Consider the following 21401-nt stretch of genomic DNA (forward strand, 5'->3'; position numbering starts at 1 on the left):
TAATTGGCTTTATATATGTACCCGCTTGCATCCAAATAAAAACCAATTATTTAATCATATACCGCCTGTTTTTGGAATATATAAGTTGGATAGCTTGTTTCTTCCATGGAAAATCTTCGTTCATCAGTCGTAATTTGTGCTAATTCAGATGTCACCTCATTCAGAGATATAAGCTCGTGACATATTTGTGATAAAAAGGAATCTTGTTTTTTTTGCTCAGAACGTAATTGTTTAATTTTTTCTATATTTATAAAATGAGCAGTTGTTATTTGATGATAATGATCTTCGTAAATGGTACAAAATGATTTGATTGTATTACGAAGAAGATCCTTTTCCTTTTCAGACAAAGATTGATTCAAGCGAAGATGAGAAATTTTCCCTAAATGAAAAAGAGTAAGGTGTAAGTAATCTAACTTTTTTTGTAAGTAACCGAAAGACCTTCGCTCAAATTCACATGAACGTCTGTATTGCCACTCATCGTGTTGAAATTGTGTTAATTGGTAGGCCTTTGTAAGCTCTTCATGTAACTGCCGATAATAATGTGTTCGATCCACAGTCTCGTCTAAAAAATGGGATTCGAGGATCAAAGCAAATTTATTAGCTGTTTGTTGGTATAGAGCATCTACTTTCTTTACTAGTATCGGTCCAAATTTAGGTGGGAGAATTACAAAATTAACAAAGGTTGAAACAATAATCCCAATCGATGTACCAGAAATTCTGATAGAAAAGTCAAAGATAGCATGATCTGTTGTACCAGGAATCATGGCTACTGCAGTTAAAGTGGCAACTAGTGTTCCCGTATCAAGCTTAAGTTTTGAACAAACGATAATAGTAAGCATGGCAACAACCGCATAAGTGATTGCGTTTTGGCCGAGAACAAAATCAGCAGCAATAGCAAACGTTGCCCCTAGAGCAGCGGCAGGTAAACGTATTATCCCTTTTTTTAGTGAATCAGCTGCTGTGGGTTCCGTTGTAACAATAGCGGTTATAACTGCAAACGTAGGTGGTAAATTAATAAGGTGGCAAATAAAAGCTGTAATGAAAACAGCGACACCCGTTTTTATTACACGCCTCCCAATCCAGCTTTTCATATCAACACGAACTCCTTATGTAAAACAAGTTTTATTTCGATAAGAACATACTAAATAAGTCCTATGTTTAGTATGAGAGAGAAAAAAGGAAGTTATACTCCATTTTTCGACATGAGTAGTAAAGTATGTTAGACGAGAAAGGATGAGGTAATCAATGAAACGACTTCTTGTTATCTTATTTATTATGAGCTTATTCATTTTAATTGGATGCCAAAATGATCAGGTTGAAAGCAAAGTAGAAAAGGACCCTATTCGAAGTTCAGTTGAAGAAGAATTAGAAGAAGAGGGGGGAAGGGGAGAAGAACCGGTTCAAGAGGAGGAGTTAGAAAGTGAGGTTATGGAATCAGGAGTTTTGAATGAATTTGAGAAAAAATATACAATTAATAAAACGAATTGGTTAGTTGAAGCGATAGATGATGCATCTGATCAAGTTGTTCTTTTAACGATAGATGATGCGCCTGAACATTATAGTGTAGTTATGGCAGAAATATTAAAAGGTTTTGATGCTGGAGCCATTTTTTTTGTAAATGGGCATTTCTTGCAAACGGAAGAAGACCGAGAAAAACTAAAAAGAATTCATGAACTAGGTTTTGAAATCGGGAATCATACGATGACACATCCGAATATGAGTCAATTATCACAAGAAGATCAAAAAAATGAGATAATTGAATTAAACCGTTTAATTGAAGATATTATCGGAGAACGACCAAGGTTTTACCGGGCGCCATTTGGAGTAAATACTGAAACGTCTAATAAAGTTGTAGAAGCTGAAGGGATGCAACCAATGAATTGGACGTATGGTTATGATTGGGAGAGCGAGTTTCAAGAAGCTGACGCATTAGCTGAAATTATGGTTAATAGTCCACTGCTAACCAAAGGAGCGAATCTGTTAATGCATGATCGGAAGTGGACCAAAGAAGCATTAGAACACATCGTTATTGGACTTAGAGAGAAAGGTTACGAAATTGTTCATCCAAATGAGATTGCAACGAATTAGTGAGAGCTAATTTCGGAAGCCACTGAAAAAGGTGAAAACAAGAGGCCACTGAAAAAGTCTCTTTTAGCAAATTCGAGGAAGCAGCAATGGCTCCACACGTTGCGCGCCTGCTATGAGAAACCCACTCATAGCAGGCTTTTTAGGCGTGAGACACTTCTCACACCAATTCATTCATTTTTTGCTTCTTTTATCATCTTGTCAACGACAGTGAATAAAGGGTAAAATAATCGGTATGTGACGAATTTTACACCCAAGGAAAGGTTGTACTATATGAAAGCAGCTAAGAAGGTTTTATCAATATTATTTGTTTTATTTTTAATTAGTGGTTGTCAAAGTGAGCAGAATGAATTCGGTAGAGAAACGTCCCAAACAGATGGGCAAAGCCAAAGTGAATATCGTGAAACAGTAGCGATTGAAATTAAAGAAAATGAAGCAAGATTTCTACTTGATGACTTACTTGAGGTTGTTGGAGGAAGTTATGAATTTGATGAAATTCACCGCACATTGCAATTAACAATTAATGAAGATTCTTTCTATTTAATTGATGAAGTACCTGTTTTAGAGAGAAATGGGGAGTATATTCCTTCAGAGGATATCTACTTAATCGTAGAAGGAGAAGCAGGGAATGAAGAGATTTATTTGCCAGTTGAATTTCTTGGACAAGCTCTTGAGACGAGTGTTGTCTTTAGCGATGAACAAGTTTCATTCGATTGGTATGGCCCAGCAGAAAGAGTGGGTGGACCTCCAGAAGCATTCACATTTGAAGATTGGAATGTTGATGAAATGGTTGAATATTTATCATTTCTAGAAAAACCAATCAAAGGAGCTCAAGTTAGTAAAATTCCAAGCCATTTACCAGGAGCTCCAAGACCATACCGAAACGGATATCATGAAGGGATAGACTGGTATGACTTTGCTAGTGGTGGAGGAATTACGACGGAGACTCCAATTTACGCAATGGCTGAGGGGATTGTTGTAAGGGCAGATCATGATTTTGACGAATACGAATCGTCTGAAATAAGAAATCAAGATTTAGCTTTTACGGCTGAGCTTCAAGATACGCCAGAATATATTTTTGACAGATTAAGAGGAAGACAAGTATGGGTCCAATATCAAGGTGGAGTTATGAATCGCTTTGCTCATCTTCATGAAATTCCTAGTGACTTACAGGTTGGTGATCGGGTAACTGCTGAAACGATTATCGGGTATGTCGGGAACTCAGGCACAAGTGATGGAGTGAAAGGAGATTATAATGCTGGATTGCACTTGCATCAGGATTTACTGATCTATGGAGAACTATTTTGGAAACCACTATCTCAAGAAGAAGTGTTAGAAGTGTTAGAAAGAATCTGGGATTAGAAGGTTCTCGACAATAGTTACTCTAACAATTCATCCTTCGACAAGGGGGATTATGGTAAGCTAAGATAGAGGTTAGTTGATTTTGCTTGGTTGGGGGTTTCTAGTATGGATAAGTCCTATTTTCTTGATGAGTTACGCCTAGAAATTGGTCTTGTGCGTGAAAAAGTACAAACATTATCTAGTTTCTATATTGGCATTACAAGAAAGTTTGCTAATATTATGGATAATCGTTCCTCCGTTTCGATCTATGAGGCGACAGATCGTGAATTTGTTATGAGAGTGTGCGCTGGTCCATGTTACTTAGATCAGTCGATGTCCTTTGGCGTAGGGATACTTAGTGAAGTGGCTATAAAAGGAGATTTGTTCTTTCAAATCGAACATGATATGCAAATCATTTATTTGCCATTTTATAAAACGCATCATTTACTCGGTGTAATGGTTTTGCATATTCCTTTGGATTATTATGTTGTGTCTGATGATGATTTCGTTTTCTTAAAAGAGGTAGGACGTTTTATTGAGGTTCAGCATGAAACATTTTATCCGCATACTTATTAAAAGTAGATTTCAAAGAGGGTACTGGTTAAAATGCCATTAATCAGTATCCTCTTTTTATTTTAAAAAAAATTAATGTGACATACAATTAATGATTGACTTAACCAATTAGTATGTATTATTATATGATTAAGGAAATTAAAACCGCTTCCAAAATATTAAAATGCATAAAGGGGATGACTCAAATGGGTATTATCATTTGTCAATCATGTAACAAGACGATCGATGTGTTTGAAGGTGAAAAAGTCACAAAGCTTTATGCAAAGGGAAATGGTTGCACACATTGTAAAACAGCTGAGCAAAAAAAATAATGATACAAAAGAAGAAGGACTTCCACATTGGGAGTCCTTCTTCTTTATAAAAGATAGTATAAAAATGGGGGTCTTTCGAAAAAGCCAGAAAAAAAAGACGGGTATATTAAAAGGTCAAAAACAAACCTTCTGAAACACCCCCTTTTCTTATCGAATCGCTCTATGTTCTTTTATAACGCGTAATGATTGAAATGTTGCATCTTCAGGACCTTGCACAGGTAAGTCGTTTTTTAAGTTTTCTTCTATATAGGCTAGATTTTCTTCTGTTACAATTTCTCCTGGAATGAGAATGGGAATTCCAGGTGGATAAACCATAATAAATTCAGCGATGATTCTCCCGGCTGATTCATGGAATGGAACGACCTCTGTTTCAGCGTAAAAGGCATCGCGAGGAGACAAAGCTAGAGTAGGAATGTTAGGCACATAAACAGATGATCGTTGATTAGTTCTAGTATTATTTGCTTTAGCAGAAGCAAGTTGTGATAGTGCTTCAATTAAAATATCCATTTTTTCTTGTGTATCCCCTAATGTAACAATACAAAGGATATTGTATAAATCTGACATTTCAACTTCAATGGAGTTATGCTCACGGAGCCAAATTTCAACTTCATGACCACTAATATCTAAATCTCTTACACTAATAATCAATTTTGTCGGATCGATATCAAACGTTGCTTTTGTACCTAAGATTTCGTCGCCTACACATGTTAATCCATCTATTTTATTAATACGGGCTCTTGTTGTTTCAGCTAGTGTAATGACTTCAGAAATTAATTGTTCTCCTTTCGTTGCAAGTTGTTTTCTAGCAACATCTAAAGAGGAGAGTAGTAAGTAAGAAGTTGAAGTAGTTGTCAACATACTAATAATAGATTGTACACGTTTGGGTGAAATGAGGCCTTCTTTGACATTTAGGATGGAGCTTTGTGTCATCGAACCTCCAAGTTTATGAACACTTGTTGCAGCCATGTCAGCCCCTGCTTGCATCGCTGAAATAGGCAATTGATTATGAAAATGAATATGAACACCGTGAGCCTCATCTACTAGCACTGGGACATCATACGAATGAGCAATATCAACTATTTTCTTTAAATTTCCAGCGATCCCAAAATAGGTAGGATTAATGACAAGGAGTCCTTTAGCATCAGGATGCGAATCTAATGCTTTTTCAACTGAATCTGTTGTTATTCCATGAGATATTCCAAGTACAGGATCGATCTCAGGATGAATGAAAATGGGGGTAGCTCCAGAAAAAATAATGGCAGACATAATCGATTTATGCACATTACGAGGAACGATAATTTTGTCTCCTGGACCACAGACTGACATGATCATTGTCATAATGGCCCCGCTTGTCCCTTGTACAGAAAAAAACGTGTGGTCTGCACCAAAAGCTTCAGCAGCTAACTCTTGCGCCTCTTTTATGATCCCGTGTGGATGGTGAAGATCATCCAATGGTTCGATATTTATTAAATCAATAGAAAGGGCGTTTTCTCCAATGAATTGTCTAAATTCAGGATCCATGCCTTTTCCTTGTTTATGCCCAGGAATATGAAATTGAATGGGTTGTTTTTCGGCGTGATTACGTACACCGGTGAACAACGGAGTAAGATGTTGTCGTGACAACAGGTTCACCTCATTTTTTCATTATAAACTAAAAGCTAGTTGTAAGAACTTCTAAAACAAATTTGAGTATATCAAAAATGTGACCGAAAGCAAAGAATTAATAACCGGATTGATGTGAAATTTGACAAAATTCAGCGTTCTTATATGTTACGATTTTGGTAATTCAGCTAGGGAGGGGTTTTATGTGGGAGAATAGAGTAACAAAATTATTAGGAACAACATATCCGATTATTCAAGGGGGACTTGCCTATTTAGCGTACTCGGAATTAGCATCTGCCGTTTCAAATGCAGGTGGATTAGGACAAATTACAGCAATGTCACTTCCATCGCCTGATGCATTAAAGGATGAGATAAGAAAAGTAAGACAAAGTACAGAACTTTCATTTGGTGTGAATTTTGCCATTGGACATCATGGACGAAGCTATGAACATATGTTAGACGTTGCTATTGAACAAAATGTACCTGTTATATCAATGACGGGTGGGAATCCTTCTCCATTAATGAAGAGATTAGAAAATACGAAGATAAAAAAGGTGGTTTTAGTGGCATCTACAAGGCAAGCGCAGAAGGCAGAAGCACTCGGTGCAGATGCTGTGATGGTTGTCGGCCAAGAAGGCGGAGGACATCTAGGAAGAGCAGATACAGGGACTATTGTGTTAGTACCTCAAGTAGTTGATGCCGTATCAATCCCTGTTATTGCATCCGGTGGAATTGGAGATGGAAGAGGGTTGATGGCTGCATTGGCTCTTGGAGCAGAGGGTATTGAAATGGGGACTAGATTTATCGTTACGAAGGAATGCGTTCATGCACATCCGAGTTATAAGAGGAACATCATAACCGCAACAGAGAACGATACAACTGTAATAAAACGTTCGATCGGATCTCCGGCACGTGCCTTGAAGAATAAATGGACAAATAAAATCCTCGATATAGAAAAGGATGAACCGACATATGATGCTTTAAAAAAGTATATCAGTGGAGATGCAAACAAATCCTATATTTATGAAGGAAAGGAAGACGAGGGATTTGGCTGGGCAGGACAAGTCGTAGGAAGAATTCATGAAGAGTTGACAGTATCACAATTAATAACGAAAATAATCAATGAAGCAAAGATGATTCGAAAGCAATGGGTTGTATTAGGAGGAGAATAAATAGTGGAATCAAAATTACCTATATCACTTGATTGGTCGACAGAAGAAGTGATCACTGTCATCCAATTTTTTGAGACAATTGAGAAAGCATATAAAAAAGGAGTGGAAAGAGGGAAGCTTCTGACAGATTATCGAAGGTTTAAAGAAGTCGTTCCGAGTAAAAGCGAGGAGAAACAACTCTTTAAACAATATGATGAGGAGCTAGGAATATCTAGTTACCATGTCATAAAAAAAGCCCGTGAAGGAAAGGAGAATATAATAAAAATGGAAAGAGGGTGAATACTCTTTCCGTTTTTCTTATATTAAGATTGAGACATAGCTAGTTGATAAATTGGCAGTAGTTGTTCGTATGTTTCCTTAGTAAGGTCCAGCAATGCTTTGCCATCTTGAACGAGTGATTGATTAGGCTTAAGGTGACGTCCTACTAAGAATTCAGCTTTTTTTACGTCACGTAATCTCTCTAAATCTGCAATGATTTCACTTTCGTTCTTTTCTCCGATTGGGGTTGCGTCCTTTTTCATATGATCTAATGAAATGACGAAATCACCCGGTAAGTCCATAATTAAATTACTATTTGTCATTAAGGTCTCAGCGATAGCCTTTTTTTTTGGTGCCTCATATATAAGAGCGAACCAGATGAATAAATGATCGTCAAATAACCCTAATTGAAAATGTGGATGCTTTTTGTAACCGCGTTTATCATGGGCTATTGCCATCCACGTATCATTTGGTGGATTAACCTTTCGTCTAGCGTGTCTTGCGATATGAAGGTACATTTCGTTTCCAACGAGAACAGCAAGTTCCTCTCTCAATATATCTCCAAACGCTTTAAATTTTGGTTGAATTTGTGATTGAATTGCTTCCATCCTTGCTTCAAGTCCATCGATATGGAAGACATCAAAATCTGACTGTGAAAATCCTTTTAAACTCATTATTTTAACCTCACTTTATCATTTATAGATGTATTTTATCATATCTTATCTAATAAACTCGAATGATATGCAGTTGATCATTAGGACATAAAACATGACTATATTAATATTTTATTCTTTTTTTAATTAACATTCTCTTCTACTATTAAATGTGCTATAATAAAATTAATTTAAATAACAGAAAATTTAGTTTTTATTTAGTGGTTTGTATTTTGATTATATAAAGAGGAGTGAAGCCGTATGGAACAAGTTGTGCAAGCTTTTATTCGCGAAGATGGTGAAATGAGAATACCGGTGTTGCGTCTTGAAATTGATTATGAGCTAGCGACTCTACATGATGCTTTACTCGATGAAGATTTACTAACAATTAAACAGACAAAACAACGACTTGAACAATTACGGCAAGAACTTATTTTATTAGAAGTATAGTGGTGATTAATTTCTTAAGAGTAGCTTTTATTAGCGTATAAGCTACTCTTTTTTTTGCCTTGTAAAAAGGGCTACTATTTTTCTATTTGGAAAATGTATGTCATAATGGAAATTGAAAAGTGAAGTACCATTTAGGAGGTCATGTAGATGTCAGTCGACTGGTTAGAACTTGAAAAGGTTGCTAGAGCATGGACATATGAAGCTGCTGGCTTGATCAGAAAATCACTCGCCAACCCGATTCATATTGAAGCCAAGTCTAATCCGGATGATTTAGTTACTGAGGTTGACAGAGCAATTGAATCATTTTTTTATCATAAGATTGATCAAACATATCCCGAGCATCATTTCTTAGGCGAAGAAGGGATTGCTGAAGAACTTGATTCTTTAGATGGAACCGTTTGGATTGTTGATCCGATTGATGGGACAATGAATTTTGTTCATCAGAAATATAATTTTGCTATCTCAGTCGCTGTCTATCATGATGGAGTCGGAATGGTCGGTCTTATTTATGATGTAATGAATGATGAATTATTTCATGCCATTCGGGATCATGGTGCTTATGTAAATAATGAGGAACTCGTTCCTGTTAAGGAGCGGCCTTTACATGAATCAATTATTGGATTGAATGCAAAATGGTTAGTGCAAGAAAAAAATCCATATCGAAATCCACTGAAAGCTCTCGTTAGAGATGTGAGAAGCATTCGCTCTTATGGATCTGCTGCTCTTGAAATAGCTTACGTCGCAGCAGACCGATTAGATGGGTATATAAGTGTGAATCTGTCCCCTTGGGATTATGCAGCTGGGGTTGTTTTATTAGAGGAAGTGGGTTGTAAGGCTTCTACTTTTAGAGGAGAACATTTAGATTACTTACAAAAAAGTACTGTTATTGTTGGGAAACCAAGATTACATAAAGAGATGGTTTCTTCGTATGTTGGGGAGGAGTTATAAGCGATGACAAAAGTTGGCTTTATCGGTTTAGGAACAATGGGATTGCCAATGACAAAACATTTAATTGATGCTGGATACAAAACATTTGTAGTAGGTCGAAGTAGAGGGCCCATTGATAATGCTGTAGCGCTTGGTGCAGAAGAGGCAGCTTCCCCGAAAGATTTAATTGAGAAAGTGGACATTATCATGACTTGCTTACCGGTGCCACAAACAATTATTGACGTTTATGAAGGAGAAAATGGTTTAATCACTGGGGCTGTAGAAGGGAAAATTGTCATCGACCATTCAACTGTTAATCGTGAAACAAATGAATATGTTGCCAAATTATTAGCTGAAAAAGGGGCGCTTTTTATTGATGCTCCAGTTAGTGGCGGACCAATGGGGGCATCTGCAGGAACATTGACAATTATGTGTGGTGGAGAAGAAGAAGCCTTTGAAAAAGCTCTGCCTGTCATGAAAGCTTTTGGTGAATATATTGTTCATGTTGGACCAACTGGCAGCGGAACGGTTGTCAAGTTGCTTAATAATATGTTAATTGGTGTCCATCAATCAGCCTTAGCAGAATGCTACATAATGGCAGAAAAAGCAGGTGTTGATCCTGCAATTGCATATGACTTAATTAAAAGAAGTGCAGGCTTCTCAAAAAGTATGGACTGGTCTGTTGATGCCATCCTTGATCGGAAGTTCGATCCGCGCTTCTCTATCAATCTTTTACATAAAGACATTTTGCTTGCTTTACAGTTAGCTGAGGAAGTAAACATGCCACTTGATTTAATTAAATTAGGAGAACAGAAAGTAGCGGAAGCGAAAGAAAAATACGGTGAACAAGACGTATGTGCAATTGTTCGTCCATTAGAAGAGAAGACAGGAACAGTTTTAAAAAGAAAAGGGTAAAAAAAGCAATTGACCACATTCTTACAAAAAGCACGCAAGAAAGGTTTAAAATCAAACCTCTTTTGCGTGCTTTTTTTACATTTCGCTTGATTCTCTAATTTTTTTACGAAGTGTGAACCCAAGACCGGTTGCGATGAAAACTCCAGCTATGGCAAGAACAGCAATTAGAATACTTCTTTCAGCAACAGCGACTCCAATACTCATTATACAAATAACGGTAATAGCAGAAAGCAATAAAAACATTATATTTTCTTTCTTCATTTATGAGATCCCCCTCAAAAAAGATCATTCGCTTATCCTAAGTGTAACTCTTATTTGAAAAAAGAAAAACCCCAACATTGTGACAAATACGTTAAACATGGTACAGATAGTGTTAAGGAGGGTGTTTATCTAAGTCATTTACGTTAATAATATCTAGTATATAAAAAGTAAGAATAAACGTTTCGTGCAATGTATTTGTCGATTATTGTTTTTTTATAAAGAATTTATGATATACTTGTACAGTTAATGAACGAATAAGGAGAGAAAAAAATGACAATTCGTAACGATATACGTAACATCGCTATTATTGCCCACGTTGATCATGGGAAAACAACATTAGTTGACCAATTATTAAAACAATCGGGTACTTTCCGTGAAAATGAGCAAGTAGATGAACGTGCGATGGACTCTAATGCACTTGAAAAAGAGCGTGGAATAACGATCCTTGCTAAAAATACAGCAATTAACTATAACGATAGACGTATTAATATTATGGATACACCAGGACACGCTGACTTCGGTGGAGAAGTAGAACGTATTATGAAAATGGTTGATGGTGTATTGCTTGTCGTTGATGCATATGAAGGTTGTATGCCACAAACTCGTTTTGTATTAAAGAAAGCCCTAGAACAAAATCTGACTCCAATCGTAGTGGTCAATAAAATTGATCGTGACTTTGCTCGTCCAGCAGAAGTAGTTGATGAGGTTATTGATTTATTTATTGATTTAGGTGCAAACGAAGATCAGTTAGAATTCCCAGTTGTGTATGCCTCAGCCATTAATGGAACAGCTAGTATGGACGCAGAGAAACAAGATGACAACATGTCTGCATTGTTTGATACTATTATTGAAACAATCCCAGCTCCGATTGATAATAGTGATGAGCCTCTTCAGTTCCAAGTCACAATGCTTGATTACAATGACTACGTTGGTCGTATCGGGATTGGCCGTGTGTTTAGAGGGACAATAAAAGTTGGACAGCAAGTAGCTTTAATGAAACTTGATGGCTCTGTTAAACAATATCGTGTTACAAAGATGTTTGGCTTTTTAGGACTAAAACGAACCGAAATTCAAGAAGCGAAGGCTGGCGACTTAATAGCGGTTTCTGGTATGGAAGAAATCAATGTTGGTGAGACGGTTTGCCCAGTAGAACATCAAGAAGCTCTTCCAATTTTACGTATTGATGAACCTACACTACAAATGACATTCCTCGTTAACAACAGTCCATTTGCTGGTCGTGAAGGGAAATTTGTAACAAGCCGTAAGCTTGAAGAACGTTTGAAATCAGAACTTGAAACGGATGTAAGTCTTCGTGTAGAAAATACAGAGTCTCCGGACGTTTGGATTGTCTCTGGACGTGGCGAACTTCACCTTTCTATTTTAATTGAGAATATGCGTCGTGAAGGGTATGAGCTTCAAGTTTCTAAGCCAGAAGTTATTATTCGTGTGATTGATGGTGTGAAGTCGGAGCCGATGGAACGAGTACAAATTGATGTTCCAGAAGAATATACGGGATCCGTTATGGAGTCAATTGGAGAACGTAAAGGTGAAATGCTAAATATGACGAATAACGGTAGCGGACAAGTTCGTCTAGAGTTTTTAGTGCCAGCACGTGGTCTAATTGGTTACACAACAGAGTTCCTATCACAAACTCGTGGATATGGCATTATTAACCACTCGTTTGACAGCTATGCACCTCTTACTCCTGGACAAGTTGGGGGACGTCGTCAAGGTGTACTTGTTTCCATGGAGACAGGTAAATCAAGTCAATACGGGATTATGCAAGTGGAAGATAGAGGTACAATCTTTGTAGAGCCTGGAACGGAAATTTATGAAGGGCAAATTGTTGGTGAGCATACTCGTGATAATGACCTAGCTGTAAACATTACCAAAATGAAACAGCAAACAAACGTCCGTTCTGCGACAAAAGATACAACTGTTACGATGAAAAAACCTAGAATCATGACACTTGAAGAAGCTCTTGAATATTTGAATGAGGACGAGTATTGTGAACTAACGCCAGATTCAATCCGACTTCGCAAGAAAATTCTTATCAAATCAGAACGTGAGCGTGAAGAGAAACGTAGAAAGCTTGCGGCGAAGTAACAATAAAAAGTTGGTGATCGAATGGACAACCAGTTTACGGAAGAAGAATTAGAAGCATTAACATGGATGATGAGGATGACGGCGGAGAATCCATGGTATGGTTTTTTATCGTATCTAGTCGTTGTTTTATTAACCATTGTTGTATTTAATTTAGGTTTTGCAAGAGAGTTACCAGTTCTCAAAAAAGCAATAGTCTATGTGTTATTGGTTATCGGTAGTTTTGTCATGTGGTTTCTTGAATTTGCATTCGGTGCTCCAATTATTGCAGTATTAATCATTTCAGGAGTTATACTTGGTATGTATCGATTCAGACTGCATAAGCATCGAAAAGAAAAAGAACAAGCATAATAAAAAAGAAGAGAGCGATTGGAATTAAATCCATTCGCTCTCTTTTTTTGTTTCTACTGTTAATTGAAATGAATTAGATGCCTTTCTCGTCTCTGTTCGTTCCTTTATGCGTTCATAACAAACGTCACACATATAAGTATGAATTGGCCGGTTACGTAGACGTTTAGCTAAAGGTAATTGATCGTCTAATTTATCAATTTTATCACATAGTACGCATTTCACTCGCATGGGTATAATCACTCCATTCTTCTTTCATTTTAACAAAAAACAGAAAAAAAGCTATCTTCAATGAAAAAGAGGCAAGTATGGTTTTGACCTTTTGGGATAAACCCGAAGCAATGTGCGGAGTCGCTACATCTATTAAAAGCCTTGAGAGGAGCGGCATTCTTCTCTGTTCCTGGCTTTTGAGACAGCCCCGAAAATTATATATGTTACTTTTTCATAAAAAGTGTAATGAAGCGCTAAAACTCGTTGAAAAATAATGGTATGATAGATATAGAACAATGTAGAAAAAACAAGGAGGGTATGATATGGCCAACCAAGTTGAACATGCATTAACAGAAGAGATGTTACCATTGCTCCAAAAGGAATGTTACGTAACAATAGCAACTATTGACCATGAAAAAAATATTCCGAATGTAAAAGCTATTTCATGGGTGTATGCTCCTAATGTACAAACTATACGATTTATGATTGATAATCGTTCGCGAATTGTTGGAAATATTAAGGCTAATGAAGGTGTCGTTCTGACTTTGATTACCAATGGCTCAACATATTCAATAACTGGATCTGCAAAGGTTGTAACAGAACGTATTGAAAATATTCCGTTAAAATTATCGATGATTGAAATGCAAATTCAAGAGGTGCGCGATGTGATGTTTTATGGGGCAAAAATGACGATGACGCCTTCTTATGAAAAAACATATGATGCAGAAGCTGCTGCTAAACTAGATCGTCAAGTTATGGAAGCGTTAAAGAAAAAGGAATAACCTAATTTTGTCCAAATAATAGTGACTATTTGTGTCCGTTATTTGGATTTTTTTATTATAACCACGTTTTGTTTTCGATTCCTTCGTCTAAGTTTGATAGCTTGAACATACATTCATATTAAGAGGATAATTGAACAATTGGTTAAAACATATGGACCAACTTGTTCAATTTGCATAACTTAATAGTAAGAGTTGATAAACGATTCTTTAGTCAGGAGGCGGAATGTTGAAAAAAATCTACGTATTGGACACGAACGTACTCTTACAGGATCCTTACTCCATTTTTTCATTTCAAGATAACGAAGTAGTTATACCAGCAGTTGTGTTAGAAGAGGTTGACTCCAAGAAACGCTATATGGACGAGATTGGTCGAAATGCACGACAATTTTCAAAGTTAATAGATAATCTCAGAGGAATGGGGAAGTTGCATGAAGGGGTCCCTATAGAATCAGGAGGTAAATTAAGAGTTGAATTAAATCACCGATCATTTTTGCGATTAAAAGATTCGTTTGCAGAAATGACAAATGATAATCGAATAATTGCCGTAGCCCTTAATTTAATGCTTGAAGAGCAGGAGCGAATTGAAGGAAGACACGTGATTCTTGTAAGTAAAGATGCCCTAGTAAGAGTCAAGGCAGATGCGTTAGGCTTGCCGGCTGAAGACTTTTTAAGTGATCGCGTAGTGGAATTTGATCATGTATATCCGGGCTATGTTGAGATATTTGTAGATGCAGATGTAATGAAGAAGTTTTATACAAATGGCGAAATTGCTATTTCCGAGTTAACAAAACACCCGTTTTATCCGCATCAATTTATTATAATGAAGGATGCTTTAGGAAGTTCTAGTTCGGCATTAGGAAAAGTAGAACCAGATGGAAAGAAGGTAAAGCCTTTTAGAAGTGAACCCGATCATGTATGGGGGATACGTGCGAGAAATGTTCAACAGCGAATGGCATTTGAATTATTATTAAGAGATGATATTAGTTTAGTGACAATGATAGGGAAAGCTGGGACTGGTAAGACACTATTATCACTTGCAGCTGGACTTATGCAGACAGAGGACTTAGGAAAGTACAAAAAGCTCGTTGTAGCAAGGCCGGTTGTACCACTAGGAAAGGATATAGGTTATTTACCAGGAGAAAAGGAAGAGAAGTTACGGCCATGGATGCAACCCATTTATGATAACTTAGAATTCTTGTTTGATACGAAAAAGCCTGGTGAGCTTGATCAGATCCTTGCAGGTATGGGATCAATCCAAGTTGAAGCATTAACATATATTCGTGGAAGAAGTATTCCAGATCAATTTATTATTATTGATGAAGCACAAAATTTAACAAAGCATGAGGTGAAAACAATTTTAACTCGTGTAGGAGAGAGAAGTAAAATTGTATTGATGGGCGATCCACAGCAGATAGATCATCCATATTTAGATGAATACAATAATGGTCTTACCTATGTGGTAGAGAAATTCAAAGATCAAACAGCAAGTGGGCATGTTAAATTAGTGAAAGGTGAACGATCAGGATTAGCGCAGCTAGCAGCTGATTTACTATAGGCTTTGCACTAGCTTAAAAAAATCGCACTGCAGTGGCAATTGTTCGCTGCAGTGCGATTTTGGGAGTCACCCCTTCTGGAGAGTGAACTTACATACATTTTTAATTTGGCTTGTTTGATTTGAACCATCTCCATAATAAAAATGGATAGGGCCATCTTCGCGCAGTGGCTGTCCTTTATGGGAGAATCCAACAATGCCAGATAAGACATCCGCTAGGGTTACTACATGTTGGGTGCCGTTTTTTTCCGTTATTTCCACATTGGTTACCCCTTCTAGAGGTTCTGCGTTAACAATAAATGGTTTGAGAGGCATCCCGAAAGAACCGTTAATTAACTTTTGCTTTTCGTACCTAATTTCATTTCCATTACTATTAGGCCGGGGCGGAGCTGAGCCTTCTGTAATTTCTTTATCCCATTGAGCCGAAATGGCTTTTTTGTATGCCGTTTCCTCATCGTCTTTTGTTTTTATTTCTTCAAAATATGTATCGAGATCTACCTTTCTTTCATCAAAGATCCATACAGTGGGATCGATCGTTAATGGGTGTCCAACTTCTCCTTCAATAAAAAAAACAAACTCTTGCATATTGTCCCCTCCTATAACAATTTCTTTTAAGCTGTATTAGAGCTCTTATGTAGTGCCCCATCTTTAAAAAAAGTAATGTATCGTAATAATAATGGAGCGGCTTTGCTCTATTGCTCTAACTTTAGAACAACCTCTTAAAGTATAAAGTGTTTCAATGTTTTTGTCACTTTTGGTAAAGGATATGAAGTACATACTTATAGGTGAGGTGGGATTTTCGTGGTTTGTCATTATGGGAAGGATCTAACGGAAATGATTGAACAAGTAAAGAGTTACACAAAGCGCGGCAAAGTAGCTGATTATATTCCAGCTTTATCAAAAGCCAATCGTGACGATGTTGGTGTGGCGATATTTGATGGAAATGAGACGTGTTTTAGTGAAGGAGAACATCATAAACCTTTCACATTACAAAGTATCTCGAAAGTCCTCACGTTAGCACTAGCATTAATGGACCATGGAGAGGATGTTGTGTTTAGCAAGGTGGGAATGGAACCGACAGGAGATCCGTTTAATTCAATAGCAAAATTAGAATCGCACATTCCGTCAAAGCCTTTAAATCCAATGATTAATGCAGGTGCTCTTGCTGTTAGTTCTCTAATAAATGGTAGCTCTAATGAAGAAAAATTGGAGAGACTTATACAATTTGTTAGAGAATTAAGTGGAAATAGTCAAATTACGTATAATCAAGAAGTGGCAAAGTCAGAATTTGAGACGGCTGACTTGAACAGATCGTTAGCATATTTTATGAAGCAACATGGGGTTATATCAGGTGAAATAGATGTGTTACTCGATTTTTATACAAAGCAATGTGCGATAGAAGTTGATTGTGAAGATTTAGCAAAGATTGGCTATTCTTTAGCTCATCAAGGGGAACATCCAGATGAAAATTATTCCATTATACCATTTGAAATAGCAAGATTAGTGAAAACTTTTATGGTTACTTGTGGTATGTATAATGCTTCGGGTGAATTTGCTATACGTGTTGGCATTCCAGCAAAAAGTGGAGTGTCTGGGGGAATTGTTGGTGCGGTTCCTGGGGGGATTGGAATCGGCCTGTATGGTCCGGCGCTAGATGAAAAAGGCAATAGTATTGCAGGAATGAAACTGTTAGAATTGCTATCAGCCAAGTATCATCTAAGTATATTTTAGCAAGTTATAAACCAGTCCTTTGTTGTGAAAATCGTTGCAATTTTCTTTTGAAAAAGATACTATTAAGACAAGGTAAATTCAATAAAGGAGGGGATCAACATGTCAGCAGAAATGGTGACTGGAGATAAAGAAAAAGCATTTGCCCTTCTGAAATCAGATGCGGATAAAATTCGCCAGCTTATTGAAGTGCAGTTGGAGAATTTAACGATGCCCCAATGTCCTCTCTATGAAGAGGTTCTTGATACACAAATGTTTGGACTGTCAAGGGAAATTGACTTTGCTGTACGTTTGGGTCTAGTCAATGAGGAACATGGCAAACAGATTTTAGGAGAATTACAGCGTAAATTAGATGACTTACATGAGGCATCTGTGAGAAAATAAAGATCAAGCTATTATATAATAGCTTGATCTTTATTTTTACCCAAAAAGAAAGCGCTTATTTTCTAGGGGGATGAAAAAGGTCGCCTTTCACTTTTTCTGTGCCCTCATATTTCTTGAGGAGGCTTTAAAAAATGATTGCCAAGGGAATCCCCTATTATCTATACTAGGATAAAGCTGGAGATCAGTAATGACAATGGCTCACTCATTTTGTAGAAGATAGGGAGAAGAACCATCGTGCAATGGGGAAAGTCAAATTTAGGAGAAGGAAGAGGGGTTGAAAAAATGAACGGATTAACAAACATTAAAAAAGTACTTGTCGCTAATCGTGGGGAAATAGCGATTCGTATTTTTCGAGCTTGTACGGAGTTACATATCCGGACAGTTGCCATTTACTCAAAAGAGGACTCGGGTGCCTATCATCGTTACAAAGCAGATGAGGCGTATTTAGTTGGTGAAGGAAAGAAGCCAATTGAGGCCTACTTAGACATTGAAGGAATTATCGAAGTAGCTAAGTTACATGATGTTGATGCGATCCACCCTGGTTATGGATTTTTATCTGAAAATATTGATTTTGCAACAAGGTGCAAGGAAGAAGGGATAATCTTTATTGGTCCAGAGCTTGAGCACTTAGTGATGTTTGGAGATAAAGTTCAAGCGCGTGAACAAGCGTTAAAAGCCAACCTTCCTGTTATCCCTGGAAGTGATGGTCCTGTACATAGTGTAGAGGATGTGCAAGTTTTTGCTAATCAGCATGGTTTTCCATTTATTATTAAAGCATCGCTTGGCGGCGGTGGGCGTGGGATGCGGATTGTGCGTAATGAGAAAGATTTAAAAGAGTCCTATGATCGCGCAAAGTCAGAAGCTAAATCCGCTTTCGGCAATGATGAAGTTTATGTTGAGAAATTTATTGAAAACCCTAAACATATTGAGGTCCAAATACTAGCAGATAAACATGGAAACATTGTTCACTTATACGAAAGAGACTGCTCAGTCCAACGTCGACATCAAAAGGTTGTTGAAATCGCCCCTAGCGTTTCTTTACCTGAAGATGTTCGTAAAGATATTTGTGATGCAGCAGTTCAACTTATGGAAAATATTCATTATGTGAACGCAGGAACAGTGGAATTTCTTGTAACGGATTCAGGAGAGTTCTATTTTATTGAGGTAAATCCTCGTGTTCAAGTAGAACACACAATCACGGAAATGGTTACAGGCGTAGATATCGTCCAGTCACAATTATTAATTGCAGATGGTGAACACCTTCACGGATCAAAGCTTGGTATCCCTGATCAAGAGAAAATTGTTTATAGTGGATATGCGATTCAATCACGTGTGACTACAGAAGACCCAAGCAATGGTTTTATGCCGGACACAGGACGTATTAATGCTTACCGTTCAGGTGGAGGATTTGGGGTAAGGTTAGATGCAGGAAATGGTTTCCAAGGAGCAATTATTACACCGTATTATGATTCTCTTTTAGTCAAAGTATCAACGTGGGCTCTTACATTTGAAAGTGCTGCAGCTAAAATGTTACGAAATTTAAGAGAGTTTCGTATTCGTGGTATTAAAACGAATATAGCGTTTTTAGAAAATGTTGTTCAACACCCACAATTTCTAAATGGTGAGTACAACACATCGTTCATAGATACGACACCTGAGCTTTTTGTCTTTCCGAAAAGAAAAGACCGAGGCACGAAAATGCTCTCGTTCATCGGTGAGACGATCGTCAATGGATATCCTGGTCTTGAAAGTACAAAGAAGCCAGTTTTGGATAAAGCGCCAGTTCCTAAACTAAAATATTCAGATCCTATTGTAGATGGGACGAAGCAAATCTTAGATAAAGAAGGTCCTGAGGGCTTAGCTAACTGGGTGAAAAACCAGAAAGAAGTATTGCTTACGGATACAACATTCCGCGATGCACATCAATCATTACTTGCTACAAGAGTACGTACTCATGATTTGAAACAAATTGCTGAGCCAACTGCACGTATGCTTCCGAATTTATTCTCACTTGAAATGTGGGGTGGAGCAACGTTTGATGTAACGATGCGCTTTTTGCACGAGGATCCGTGGGAACGCTTGATCACTCTGAGAAAACAAGCACCTAATGTTTTGTTCCAAATGCTACTTCGTGCATCGAATGCTGTCGGGTATACCAATTATCCTGATAATGTAATTGAGGAGTTTGTTGAGCAATCAGCAGATGCTGGTATAGATGTATTCCGTATCTTTGACAGCTTAAACTGGGTAAAAGGGATGACGCTTGCGATCGATTCCGTGCGCAAGAGCGGAAAAATTGCTGAAGCCTCAATGTGTTATACTGGCGATATTTTAGATCCTTCTAGATCGAAATATGATTTAACGTATTATAAAAACTTAGCTAAAGAATTAGAGCAGTCTGGTGCACATATTCTTGGCATTAAAGATATGGCAGGATTGCTTAAGCCAGAAGCTGCATATCAGCTTGTGACAGAGTTAAAAAGTACAATAGATATTCCAATTCATTTGCATACTCATGATACAAGCGGCAATGGTCTATTTACTTATGCACGTGCCATTGAAGCAGGGGTTGACATTGTTGATGTTGCTGTAAGTTCAATGGCAGGTCTTACATCACAGCCTAGTGCAAATAGTTTATATTATGCGCTAAGCGGTTCTGATCGTCAGCCAAATGTCGATGTTAAGTCCCTAGAGAAACTAGCCGAATTTTGGGATTATACCCGCAAATACTATGCTGGTTTTGAAAGCGGAATGAATGCACCTCATACGGAAGTTTATGAGCATGAAATGCCAGGTGGCCAATATAGTAATCTTCAACAACAAGCAAAAGCGGTTGGGCTTGGTGCACGTTGGAATGAAGTTAAAAAGATGTACAGAACGGTCAATGACATGTTCGGTGATGTTGTAAAAGTAACACCTTCTTCTAAGGTTGTTGGGGATATGGCACTTTATATGGTTCAAAATAACTTAACGGAAGAAGATGTGTATGAGATAGGGGAAAAGCTTGATTTCCCTGATTCAGTTGTAGAACTCTTCCAAGGTCAATTAGGTCAACCGTATCAAGGTTTTCCTAAACAGCTTCAAGAGATCATTTTAAAAGGAAGAAAGCCAATTGAGGGAAGACCTGGTGAAACAATGGAACCGGTAAACTTCCAAGAGATGAAAGAATCTCTGTTTAAAAAGTTGAATCGTCAAGTAACAAGTCACGATTTGCTTTCATATGCCATCTATCCGAAAGTATTTATGGAATTTGAGCAGTTCCGTCAACAGTTTGGAGATATTTCTGTTCTAGATACACCTACATTCTTCTACGGCTTGCGTTTAGGTGAAGAGATTGAAGTGGAAATTGAGAAAGGGAAAACATTAATAGTGAAACTGGTTTCCATTTCAAAGCCAAAAGAAGACGGGACACGTATAGTTTACTTCGAGCTAAATGGGCAGCCTCGTGAAGTTATGATAAAAGATGTAAATGTTCAAACGAGTTCTGTTTCACGACCAAAAGTAGATAAGGATAACCCAAATCAAATTGGAGCTTCAATGCCTGGAACGGTTGTTAAGGCGCTGGTTACAAAAGGAGATAAAGTGAAAAAAGGTGATCATTTAATGATTACAGAAGCGATGAAAATGGAAACAACAGTTCAAGCTCAATTTGATGGTGTTGTTAAGGATGTCTATGTAAATGATGGAGATCCAATTTTAACGGGAGATTTATTAATTGAATTAGCATAATAAGAATAGTTGGTCTA

General features: G+C 37.4%; 23 protein-coding genes. 17 read left to right on the forward strand and 6 right to left on the reverse strand.

Going from position 1 to position 21401, the window contains the following annotated elements:
• Positions 1-50: 50 nt before the first annotated feature.
• Positions 51-1091 carry an FUSC family protein gene (locus AC1FXP_RS06765; RefSeq protein ID WP_480059675.1) on the reverse strand — a complete coding sequence of 347 codons (1041 nt, stop codon included), beginning with the start codon at positions 1089-1091 and terminating at the stop codon, positions 51-53.
• A gap of 154 nt (positions 1092-1245) precedes the next feature.
• Here AC1FXP_RS06765 and AC1FXP_RS06770 point away from each other — a divergent pair, with 154 nt between their 5' ends.
• From AC1FXP_RS06770 to AC1FXP_RS06790, 5 genes are all read left to right on the forward strand, one after another.
• Positions 1246-2088, forward strand: a complete 843-nt coding sequence (locus AC1FXP_RS06770) for a polysaccharide deacetylase family protein (protein WP_480059677.1) — start codon at positions 1246-1248, stop codon at positions 2086-2088.
• Positions 2089-2358: 270 nt separating this feature from the next.
• Positions 2359-3447, forward strand: a complete 1089-nt coding sequence (locus tag AC1FXP_RS06775; protein ID WP_480059679.1) for a M23 family metallopeptidase — start codon at positions 2359-2361, stop codon at positions 3445-3447.
• A gap of 105 nt (positions 3448-3552) precedes the next feature.
• Positions 3553-4002, forward strand: coding sequence for a hypothetical protein (locus tag AC1FXP_RS06780; RefSeq protein WP_480059681.1), 450 nt, complete (start codon positions 3553-3555; stop codon positions 4000-4002).
• 122 nt (positions 4003-4124) lie between these two features.
• Positions 4125-4310, forward strand: a complete 186-nt coding sequence (locus AC1FXP_RS06785; RefSeq protein WP_480059683.1) for a GapA-binding peptide SR1P — start codon at positions 4125-4127, stop codon at positions 4308-4310.
• Complete coding sequence (locus tag AC1FXP_RS06790; protein ID WP_480059824.1) at positions 4237-4443, forward strand: hypothetical protein; 207 nt, start codon at positions 4237-4239, stop codon at positions 4441-4443. The genes AC1FXP_RS06785 and AC1FXP_RS06790 overlap by 74 nt, the downstream gene beginning before the upstream one ends.
• Positions 4444-4457: 14 nt before the next feature.
• On the opposite strand, the gene AC1FXP_RS06795 is transcribed toward AC1FXP_RS06790, so the two are convergent.
• A complete protein-coding gene (locus AC1FXP_RS06795; RefSeq protein ID WP_480059685.1) occupies positions 4458-5933 on the reverse strand; it encodes an aminotransferase class I/II-fold pyridoxal phosphate-dependent enzyme in 1476 nt (491 codons plus the stop codon).
• 182 nt (positions 5934-6115) lie between these two features.
• On the opposite strand from AC1FXP_RS06795, the gene AC1FXP_RS06800 reads away from it, so the two are divergent.
• Positions 6116-7084, forward strand: a complete 969-nt coding sequence (locus AC1FXP_RS06800; protein ID WP_480059687.1) for an NAD(P)H-dependent flavin oxidoreductase — start codon at positions 6116-6118, stop codon at positions 7082-7084.
• Positions 7085-7087: 3 nt separating this feature from the next.
• Entirely contained in the window at positions 7088-7363 is a 276-nt protein-coding gene (locus tag AC1FXP_RS06805; protein ID WP_480059689.1) for a UPF0223 family protein, read from the forward strand.
• Between the two features lie 23 nt (positions 7364-7386).
• On the opposite strand, the gene AC1FXP_RS06810 is transcribed toward AC1FXP_RS06805, so the two are convergent.
• Entirely contained in the window at positions 7387-8016 is a 630-nt protein-coding gene (locus tag AC1FXP_RS06810) for a YktB family protein (protein WP_480059691.1), read from the reverse strand.
• A 240-nt stretch (positions 8017-8256) separates the two neighbouring features.
• Here AC1FXP_RS06810 and AC1FXP_RS06815 point away from each other — a divergent pair, with 240 nt between their 5' ends.
• From AC1FXP_RS06815 to AC1FXP_RS06825, 3 genes are all read left to right on the forward strand, one after another.
• Positions 8257-8445: a hypothetical protein gene (locus tag AC1FXP_RS06815; RefSeq protein ID WP_250095239.1), complete on the forward strand. Its 189-nt coding sequence runs from the start codon at positions 8257-8259 to the stop codon at positions 8443-8445.
• A 147-nt stretch (positions 8446-8592) separates the two neighbouring features.
• Complete coding sequence (locus AC1FXP_RS06820; protein WP_480059693.1) at positions 8593-9393, forward strand: inositol monophosphatase family protein; 801 nt, start codon at positions 8593-8595, stop codon at positions 9391-9393.
• Between the two features lie 3 nt (positions 9394-9396).
• Entirely contained in the window at positions 9397-10287 is an 891-nt protein-coding gene (locus AC1FXP_RS06825; RefSeq protein ID WP_480059695.1) for an NAD(P)-dependent oxidoreductase, read from the forward strand.
• A gap of 75 nt (positions 10288-10362) precedes the next feature.
• On the opposite strand, the gene AC1FXP_RS06830 is transcribed toward AC1FXP_RS06825, so the two are convergent.
• Positions 10363-10548, reverse strand: coding sequence for a DUF5325 family protein (locus tag AC1FXP_RS06830; RefSeq protein WP_480059697.1), 186 nt, complete (start codon positions 10546-10548; stop codon positions 10363-10365).
• 270 nt (positions 10549-10818) lie between these two features.
• Between AC1FXP_RS06830 and typA the strand changes: the two genes are divergently transcribed.
• Together typA and AC1FXP_RS06840 are read left to right on the forward strand one after the other, a co-directional pair.
• Positions 10819-12654 carry a translational GTPase TypA gene (gene typA / locus AC1FXP_RS06835; RefSeq protein WP_480059699.1) on the forward strand — a complete coding sequence of 612 codons (1836 nt, stop codon included), beginning with the start codon at positions 10819-10821 and terminating at the stop codon, positions 12652-12654.
• Positions 12655-12675: 21 nt separating this feature from the next.
• On the forward strand, positions 12676-13002 hold the full coding sequence (locus AC1FXP_RS06840) for a YlaH-like family protein (RefSeq protein ID WP_250095244.1): 327 nt from the start codon (positions 12676-12678) through the stop codon (positions 13000-13002).
• Between the two features lie 24 nt (positions 13003-13026).
• Here the strand turns inward: AC1FXP_RS06840 and AC1FXP_RS06845 are convergent, their stop codons facing one another.
• Entirely contained in the window at positions 13027-13230 is a 204-nt protein-coding gene (locus tag AC1FXP_RS06845; RefSeq protein WP_480059702.1) for a YlaI family protein, read from the reverse strand.
• 302 nt (positions 13231-13532) lie between these two features.
• Between AC1FXP_RS06845 and AC1FXP_RS06850 the strand changes: the two genes are divergently transcribed.
• Together AC1FXP_RS06850 and AC1FXP_RS06855 are read left to right on the forward strand one after the other, a co-directional pair.
• Entirely contained in the window at positions 13533-13991 is a 459-nt protein-coding gene (locus tag AC1FXP_RS06850) for a pyridoxamine 5'-phosphate oxidase family protein (protein WP_480059704.1), read from the forward strand.
• A 223-nt stretch (positions 13992-14214) separates the two neighbouring features.
• The gene (locus tag AC1FXP_RS06855; protein ID WP_480059706.1) at positions 14215-15546 is read left to right on the forward strand and encodes a PhoH family protein; all 1332 of its coding nucleotides are present in this window, start codon (positions 14215-14217) and stop codon (positions 15544-15546) included.
• Positions 15547-15612: 66 nt separating this feature from the next.
• On the opposite strand, the gene AC1FXP_RS06860 is transcribed toward AC1FXP_RS06855, so the two are convergent.
• Positions 15613-16128 carry a peptidyl-prolyl cis-trans isomerase gene (locus tag AC1FXP_RS06860; RefSeq protein WP_480059708.1) on the reverse strand — a complete coding sequence of 172 codons (516 nt, stop codon included), beginning with the start codon at positions 16126-16128 and terminating at the stop codon, positions 15613-15615.
• A gap of 216 nt (positions 16129-16344) precedes the next feature.
• Between AC1FXP_RS06860 and glsA the strand changes: the two genes are divergently transcribed.
• From glsA to pyc, 3 genes are all read left to right on the forward strand, one after another.
• Entirely contained in the window at positions 16345-17274 is a 930-nt protein-coding gene (gene glsA, locus AC1FXP_RS06865) for a glutaminase A (RefSeq protein ID WP_480059710.1), read from the forward strand.
• A gap of 99 nt (positions 17275-17373) precedes the next feature.
• The gene (locus AC1FXP_RS06870) at positions 17374-17655 is read left to right on the forward strand and encodes an Fpa/YlaN family protein (protein WP_250095249.1); all 282 of its coding nucleotides are present in this window, start codon (positions 17374-17376) and stop codon (positions 17653-17655) included.
• A 282-nt stretch (positions 17656-17937) separates the two neighbouring features.
• Entirely contained in the window at positions 17938-21384 is a 3447-nt protein-coding gene (gene pyc / locus AC1FXP_RS06875; RefSeq protein WP_480059712.1) for a pyruvate carboxylase, read from the forward strand.
• Positions 21385-21401 lie beyond the last annotated feature (17 nt).

The sequence above is a fragment of the Halalkalibacter sp. HAAS-P013 genome (assembly GCF_056619925.1).